Source organism: Microbacterium sp. SCN 71-21 (assembly GCF_001725695.1).
In the GTDB taxonomy this organism is placed as follows: Bacteria; Actinomycetota; Actinomycetes; order Actinomycetales; family Microbacteriaceae; genus Microbacterium; species Microbacterium ginsengisoli.
The window spans coordinates 1-7259 of sequence record NZ_MEGA01000100.1 but is presented as its reverse complement, the minus strand read 5'-3'; the positions used below and the strand labels follow the sequence as shown (position 1 = coordinate 7259).

At 65.9% G+C, this 7259-nt stretch carries 6 protein-coding genes, 1 rRNA gene and 2 pseudogenes; 4 read left to right on the top strand and 5 right to left on the bottom strand.

The genetic code is table 11. From position 1 onward, the window contains the following. The 3 genes from ABT08_RS12070 to tyrS form a co-directional block, all read right to left on the bottom strand. Window positions 1-374, bottom strand: a 16S ribosomal RNA gene (locus ABT08_RS12070); the annotation flags it as partial. Between the two features lie 524 nt (window positions 375-898). Then, window positions 899-1705 carry a DUF4184 family protein gene (locus ABT08_RS12065; protein ID WP_056209300.1) on the bottom strand — a complete coding sequence of 269 codons (807 nt, stop codon included), beginning with the start codon at window positions 1703-1705 and terminating at the stop codon, window positions 899-901. Between the two features lie 15 nt (window positions 1706-1720). Beyond that, a complete protein-coding gene (gene tyrS, locus ABT08_RS12060; protein ID WP_048809044.1) occupies window positions 1721-3022 on the bottom strand; it encodes a tyrosine--tRNA ligase in 1302 nt (433 codons plus the stop codon). Window positions 3023-3134: 112 nt separating this feature from the next. Between tyrS and ABT08_RS12055 the strand changes: the two genes are divergently transcribed. After that, on the top strand, window positions 3135-3725 hold the full coding sequence (locus ABT08_RS12055) for a hypothetical protein (RefSeq protein ID WP_056209302.1): 591 nt from the start codon (window positions 3135-3137) through the stop codon (window positions 3723-3725). 3 nt (window positions 3726-3728) lie between these two features. On the opposite strand, the pseudogene ABT08_RS12050 reads toward ABT08_RS12055, so the two are convergent. Then, window positions 3729-4496: pseudogene (locus ABT08_RS12050) on the bottom strand (phosphate ABC transporter ATP-binding protein); the annotation flags it as partial. A gap of 441 nt (window positions 4497-4937) precedes the next feature. Continuing rightward, window positions 4938-5114, bottom strand: a pseudogene (locus tag ABT08_RS12045) (helix-turn-helix domain-containing protein); the annotation flags it as partial. A 90-nt stretch (window positions 5115-5204) separates the two neighbouring features. On the opposite strand from ABT08_RS12045, the gene ABT08_RS12040 reads away from it, so the two are divergent. From ABT08_RS12040 to ABT08_RS12030, 3 genes are all read left to right on the top strand, one after another. Then, the gene (locus ABT08_RS12040; RefSeq protein ID WP_288115109.1) at window positions 5205-6128 is read left to right on the top strand and encodes an NAD-dependent epimerase/dehydratase family protein; all 924 of its coding nucleotides are present in this window, start codon (window positions 5205-5207) and stop codon (window positions 6126-6128) included. A 92-nt stretch (window positions 6129-6220) separates the two neighbouring features. Next, complete coding sequence (locus ABT08_RS12035) at window positions 6221-6961, top strand: SDR family NAD(P)-dependent oxidoreductase (protein ID WP_288115107.1); 741 nt, start codon at window positions 6221-6223, stop codon at window positions 6959-6961. Window positions 6962-7025: 64 nt separating this feature from the next. Then, window positions 7026-7259 (top strand): glutathione S-transferase N-terminal domain-containing protein (locus tag ABT08_RS12030; protein WP_288115106.1); only part of this gene is annotated, 234 nt, incomplete at its 3' end.

Here is a 7259-nt window from a genome sequence, read left to right as displayed (position 1 = left end):
CCCATTGTGCAATATTCCCCACTGCTGCCTCCCGTAGGAGTCTGGGCCGTGTCTCAGTCCCAGTGTGGCCGGTCACCCTCTCAGGCCGGCTACCCGTCGACGCCTTGGTGAGCCATTACCTCACCAACAAGCTGATAGGCCGCGAGCTCATCCCTGACCGAAATTCTTTCCAGCTGCTGAAGATGCCTTCGCAGCTCGTATCCGGTATTAGCAGCTGTTTCCAGCTGTTATCCCAGAGTCAGGGGCAGATTGCTCACGTGTTACTCACCCGTTCGCCACTGATCCAGAGAGCAAGCTCTCTTTCACCGTTCGACTTGCATGTGTTAAGCACGCCGCCAGCGTTCATCCTGAGCCAGGATCAAACTCTCCGTAAAGAATTTTTGCTGTTCCGAGCGGAATAGGCCCGGCGCAGCGAGTTTGATCTGACCAAAGGGATGTCATTGCTGACTATCCGTTGCCGGCACCGAAGTGCCGGTCTTTGATCCAAAGGAATCTCAGATCAGCCGAAGCTGATCACGAGGTTATTTGGCATTTGACAAGTGCACGCTGTTGAGTTCTCAAGGATCGGATGCTCCTGCCTTCCAGCCTCTCGGCCTTCTCTGCAGGGCAACTTCTCTATCTTATCCGTCTCGTTTCGCTTGTCAAATCCGGCGTGTCGCGCTTGGCGATCTGGGATCCGACTACTCGACGAGTAGGAACCCCATCGTAGACATGACGTCTCAGACTCTCAAGGAGTCTGTCTGATGGGGTTTGTCTCCGCTTGAGGAGGGGAGGCTTTCTCAGCCTCACCGCGCTCCTTTGGGGCGAACAAGTGATACTTTACGTGGGCCCCCGGGGTCGGGCAAATCACCGCCGCATCCCGGGCGTGTCGCGGCATCCTCCCGCGGAATTCCGCGGGTCATGCGAGCCAGGTGTCGGCAGCGGATCTGGGCGTGCGCCACTGGACACGCACGCACAGCGCCACGGTGACGACACCCCACAGCGCCGCTGCGGGTGGGAGCACCCGGTAGGCGAGATGCTGCGGCGTGTACTCGTGCGTGAAGCCGCCACCGATCACGAGACCGCACACCCACGCGAGCACGAGGATCGCCGGGAGACTCGCCCACCACGCGAGCCGCAGGTATCGGTTCGCCCGCGGGGCCGGCATCCGGGGCGACCGCGCGAGGGTCATGGTCGCCCAGACGGCGAGAACCAGAAGCCCGAACGCGCTCGATGTGTACTGCACCCAGCGGTATCCATCGAGGGGTCCCCACATCTGCGCGAGCGCCGGGATGATCGCGCTCCCCCATCGTCCTTCGTGACTGAACGCATCCCACACCAGATGTGTCGCCACCCCCATGGCGAGCGCCAGCACCCACCACGCGATGACGGTGACGCGTGCACGCACCGTGCGGGCGGCGAGAGTCTCGAACTGACGGCGGGGCGAGGCATCCCAGGCCTCGGGAAGGCGGCGTGCGAGCCAGGTCGGCGCGAGCGGACGCACCGCGGGACGGAGCACCACGCGCCACACGAGCCACAGCACGGCGGCCATCGCCGTCGTCACCAGGATCGCTCGCGGGTCGTGCGTGACCACGTAGGGAATCGGAAGCTGACGGGTGAACAGCGGGAGGTCGGGGGTCATCGCCCCGACCGCGACAGCGGATGCCGGCAGCACTGTGCGCGCGAACGGGAGGGCGACGACAGCATGGCTCGGTGTGAACGGCATCGCTCCCCCGTGTGGTCAGCCGGGGAGGAGTCCGGCGAGCGTCTTCTTGCCGCGCCGCAGCACCGACACCCCGCCGGGAAGGCCGAGTGGCACGACCGCCGAATCGTCGTCGACCTTCTCGCCGTCGATGCTCACGCCGCCCTGCGCGATCGCACGACGCGACTCGGACAGTGACGCCGTGAGGCCCGTGTCGACGAGCGCCTGCGCGACACTCGATCCCGCCACGACCTGCGCGCTCGGGAGCTCGTCGATCGCGGTGCGCAGCACCGCGGCATCGAGTGCGCGGAGATCACCGGACCCGAACAGAGCGTCGGAGGCCGCGATCACCGCGCGAGCTGCCTCCAGGCCGTGCACCGTCGTCGTGACCTCGGCCGCGAGGCGACGCTGCGCCGCCCGCCGGAACGGCTCGTCGGCGACCTGCCTCGCGTAGTCGTCGATCTCCGCCTTGGTCAGGAACGTGAAGATCTTCAACCTGTCGATCACATCGGCGTCGAGCGTGTTGAGCCAGAACTGGTACATGCGGTACGGGCTGCACATCGCGGCATCCAGCCAGATCGCGTTGCCCTCGCTCTTGCCGAACTTCGTGCCGTCGCTGTTCGTGATCAGCGGTGTGCCGATCGCGTGCGCCGACACGCCCTCCACCCGGTGGATGAGGTCGGTGCCGCTCGTGAGGTTGCCCCACTGATCGCTGCCGCCGGTCTGCAGCACGCAGTCGTAGCTGCGGAAGAGCTCGAGGTAGTCGAGGCCCTGCAGGATCTGGTAGCTGAACTCGGTGTAGCTGATGCCGGCCTCGGAGTTGAGGCGGGCGCTGACGGCATCCTTCTTGAGCATCGTGCCCACGCGGTAGTGCTTGCCAATGTCACGCAGGAAGTCGATCGCCGAGAGCGGTGCCGTCCAGTCGAGGTTGTTCACGAGCCGCGCCGCATTGGCGCCCTCGAAGCTCAGGAACTGCTCGACCTGGGCGCGCAGCTTCGCGACCCACTCCCCCACGGTCTCCTTCGTGTTGAGCGTGCGCTCGGCCGTCGGGCGCGGGTCACCGATGAGACCGGTGGACCCGCCGACCAGGCCGAGCGGCTTGTGCCCCGCGAGCTGAAGCCGGCGCAGCAGCAGCAGCTGCACGAGGTTGCCCAGGTGAAGGCTCGGTGCGGTCGGGTCGAAGCCGCAGTAATACGTGATGGGGTCTCCGCCGAGAAGCGCGCGCAGCGCATCCTGATCCGTGGACACATGCACGAGGCCCCGCCACACGATCTCGTCCCAGACGTTCGGGAACGCCGGATCGTTGGCGGGCGCGAGTGCGCTCAGTTCGGGCGTTGACACGCGTTTCAGGCTATCGGATGCCGCGGGCCGCCCTCGGCTCGATGGCGCGGTGTCGCAGGAGACGTGCCTCGATCGCGGATGCCCCGTCGGGGCTCCGTGCCACACTGAGGCCATGGTCGAGATCACCGGAGGCTGGATCGCCGCCGTGCTGGCGGGCGTCGTCGTGACCGTGCTGCTGGGAGCCGCGCTCGTGCTCACCGCGGCCGCCATGCGCCGCCTGTCGACGGCGCTCCTCATGACGGCAGGCGCCGCGGTCATCGCCGCCCTCGTCGTCGCCGTCGTGGCGCACGTCGAGGCGCCCGCGCCGATCGGCGTTCCGCTCGCCCTCGTCGGGATCGCCGCCGCCGTCGTCGGCGGAGACCCGATCACGCGGCGCGTTCTGGCGATCGCCGCATCGGGTCGCGTGCGCGAGACCCCCGACGGCGGCATCGTCGTCACGGACGACGCCGGGCCGGCGGCATCCGATGATGTCGTGCTGCTGCGCGGCGGCGCCACCATCGGCTACCTGGAGCGCATCGCGACCGCGGCCGCGATCATCGCGGGCTACCCGGAGGCGATCGCGGCCGTCGTCGCCGTCAAAGGCGTCGGGCGGTTCTCGGAGCTCACCGGGTCGGAGGCCCGCGAGCGCTTCATCGTCGGCACGCTCTCGAGCCTCGTCTGGGCGGCGCTCGTCTCGGCCGCCGTGCGGCTCGCGCTGTTCTGAGACTTACCCGAAGCGTCCGTTCACATAGTCGTGCGTGCGCGGATCGATCGGGTCGCCGAACATCGCGTCAGTGTCACCGTGTTCGACGATGTGGCCCGGCTGCCCCTGCGACGCGAGGAAGAACGCGCACTGCTGCGAGACGCGCTGCGCCTGCTGCATGTTGTGCGTGACGATGACGATGGTGACCTCCTGGGCCAGCTCGAGCATCGTCTGCTCGATGACGCGCGTGGACGTCGGGTCGAGCGCCGAGCACGGCTCGTCCATCAGGAGAATGCGCGGCTTCACCGCGAGCGAGCGGGCGATGCACAGGCGCTGCTGCTGACCGCCCGAGAGCCCGCCGCCCGGCGAGCGCAGGCGATCTTTCAGCTCGTTCCACAGTCCCGCCTTCGTGAGGCAGGACTCGACGAGGAAGTCCTTCTCGGAGCGGCTCGCCGACACTCCCGCGAGCTTCAGCCCCGCGACCACGTTGTCGTAGATCGACATCGCCGGGAACGGATTCGGCTTCTGGAAGACCATGCCGATCTTCTTGCGCGCATCGACGAGGCGATGACTCGCGTCATAGATGTCGTCGGCGTCGAGGAGCACCTCGCCCGCGAGGGCCGCGGACGGCACGAGCTCGTGCATGCGGTTCAGGATGCGCAGGAACGTCGACTTCCCGCAGCCGGAAGGACCGATCAGTGCGGTGATCTGACCGGCGGGCATCTGCAGCGAGACATCCTGCAGCACGAGGTGGTCCCCGAACCAGGCGGAGATGGAGCGGGCCTCGAGGCGTGAGGGGGGCACAGAGCTTGCGGCCTGTGCCTCGGCCGCTTCCAGGCGCTCACGGGTGGCCGAGGCTCCACCGAGGAATGAGACCGCCGACGCGCGCACCTTCGCCGCAGCACCGCCGAACGGGCGAGCGGGGGCCTCGTCTCCCGGGAGCGGTGCGCCTGCACCACGACCACGAAACGCCGTGCGGCGCTGATCCCGACGGCGCGCGACGTCGCTCGGTGGCACGAGGGACGGCTCCGCCGCTGCCGCTTCGAGACCGTCGATCTCCGCCGCGCTCACGACTTCCGTCAGCAGCCGCTGCGGGAACATGACATCGACCACGATCGACAGGACGGGCTCGAGGCCTGCGGAGAGACTGCGCGCCTGGGCCTTCAATCTGTCTGCGTCACGGACGATCTGCCGCGCTGAGGGAAGTAGACTTTTCGCGCCGGCGGTGAGCTGCGGATAGCGGGCGGTCCGCTCAAACAGCGTCAATTCCAGCTGTGCTTCGAGGTTCGCGATCGTCTGGCTCACGACAGACTGCGCGCGGCCCAGTTTGCGTCCTGCGGCAGAGAAGCTGCCTTCGTCCGCGGCGGCCACGAAGGTGCGAAGGTGATCCAGGGAAACGCCATCCAGCATGTATCGTCCAAACAGATATCAAACATCGAATAATATAGGCTTATCACATGGAAAGCCGTCCGTATATTGCTGATCACGATAGGATGGGTCATGAAACAGCACATTTTGATATTCGGAGCAGGTGGGTTCGTAGGTGGCGGGGTATCCCGCCATCTCTCGGCGACAGGGCATGTCGTGCGCGGTGTCACGCGTTCGCCCGAGAGCGCGGACCGGCTGCGAGCCGCATCGATCACGCCGATTATCGGCGATCTGGAAAACAACCTGAACGCCTTGGCTGCGGCAACTAAGGATGCGGATGCAATCATATATGCGGCCCAGCTTCACCCCGACGCCGAGCATCACGCCGTCTCAGTGCTGCTCGATGCGATCGCCGGGACGAACAAGCGCTTCATCTTCACGTCGGGCACCGGCGTCTTCCTCCAGCGGACAGGCGGAGCCTGGAGCCAGGACAGCTTCTCCGAGGAGGATGTCTTTACACCCGAGCCTTTGGCCGCGCGCCGTATCGAGGTCGAAGCGCTCGTGCGTGCCGCCCCAAAGCGCGACATCCATGGAATTGTGATCCGGCCACCGGAGATCTGGGGTCCGGCGGATCATGGCCACGTCGCAATGACCTATCGCTCGGTCGCCGCGACGGGCACCGCCTGCTATGTCGGCGAAGGGCTGGCCAGCTATTCCAATGTCCATATCGAGGATATCGCTCGGCTCTATGCGCTGGCGGCTGAACGCGGCGAAGCGGGCGCACTGTATCATGGCGTCGGCGGCGAGATTCCCAACCGATGGATCGCGGAAGCTGTGGCGCGCGACCTCGGCTGTGAGGCGCGTAGCGTCTCCGCGGAAGAAGCGAACGATGTTTGGGGCGAGTTCGGCGCGCTGATTATGGCCTCGTCAAGCCGGTCGCGTTCGCCCAGGGCGCGCGACGAACTCGGCTGGACGGCTGAAAGTACGGACATGCTCGCCATGATCGGTGAGCCACGCCTGAAGGCTTTGGCCGAGAGCGCTCCGCCAACCAACTGACGGCACTTGCCGCCATCGAAACTCTGCGTCCGGCGACCACTCGGCAGCCGGCAAGGGCAGAACTTTGCCAACAACAACGAAGGAAGACATCAATGAGCACACATCAGGACAAGGTCGCGATCATCACCGGCGGCAAGCAGGGCATCGGGCGCGGCATCGCCAATCTTTTGGCGCAGCGCGGCGCGAAAATCGTCCTCGTCAATCGCGAGGATGCCGCAAAGGAAGCGTCCGAGATCGGCAATGGCGCGATCGCCATCGCCGCTGACGTGACGAGTGAGGCCGATTGGGCGCGAGTCGCCGGCGAGGTGGAGCAGAAGTTCGGCCGCGCCGACATCCTCGTGCATGCGGCCGGCATTTACCCGATCGCCGGACTCGACCAGATGACGCAGGAGGAATGGCGCCGCGTAATGGCTGTGAACCTCGACGCGCATGTGATCGGCGCCCGCGCGATCGTGCCGCTGATGCGCAAAGCGGGTGGCGGATCGATTGTCGCCGTGGGTTCCGACGCGGTCGGCATGGTGACCCCGCCCGGAATGGGCTTCTCCCATTACATCACGTCGAAGATGGGCGTGGTCGGTCTCGTCCGCGCGCTCGCCAATGAGCTCGCGGCTGACAACATCATCGTCAATGCCGTCCATCCTGGCATCACCGACACGGAAGGTGCGAGCGGCATGCCGAACGAGCAGAAAGCGCAGGTCTACATGATGCAGGCGATCAAGCGGCTCGGCACGCCGGCCGACATCGCCGGACCCGTCGCCTTCCTCACCAGTGAGGACGCGCGTTTCGTGACCGGTCAGACGCTTGTGGTCGATGGCGGCCTGATGCGGCTCTGACCGGAAGTGGAGAGCCCGCCAGCACGTCCGGTGAAACGGACGTGCTGGCGACCAGGAGGCAAGCATGAAACTCTTCTACCATCCTGGAACCTGCTCGCTCGCCCCGCACATCGTGCTGGAAGAAGGCGGTTTCGACTTTGCGCTTGAGCTCGTTGACGAGCACCATCGCTATTCGGCAGGCGACTTCTACGCTGTGAATCCGAAGGGCTACATTCCCGCACTGGAGCTGGATGACGGCGAGATTCTCACTGAGGGCGTGGCAATCGTTCAGCATCTGGCTGATATTGCGCCCGTCGAG

What these genes read in the sequence shown, in the direction of transcription:
- ABT08_RS12035 (WP_288115107.1), top strand. Translation starts at nt 6,221, where the DNA reads ATGAGCACACATCAGGACAAGGTCGCGATCATCACCGGCGGCAAGCAG.
- ABT08_RS12055 (WP_056209302.1), top strand. Translation starts at nt 3,135, where the DNA reads ATGGTCGAGATCACCGGAGGCTGGATCGCCGCCGTGCTGGCGGGCGTC.
- ABT08_RS12065 (WP_056209300.1), bottom strand. Translation starts at nt 1,705, where the DNA reads ATGCCGTTCACACCGAGCCATGCTGTCGTCGCCCTCCCGTTCGCGCGC.
- ABT08_RS12040 (WP_288115109.1), top strand. Translation starts at nt 5,205, where the DNA reads ATGAAACAGCACATTTTGATATTCGGAGCAGGTGGGTTCGTAGGTGGC.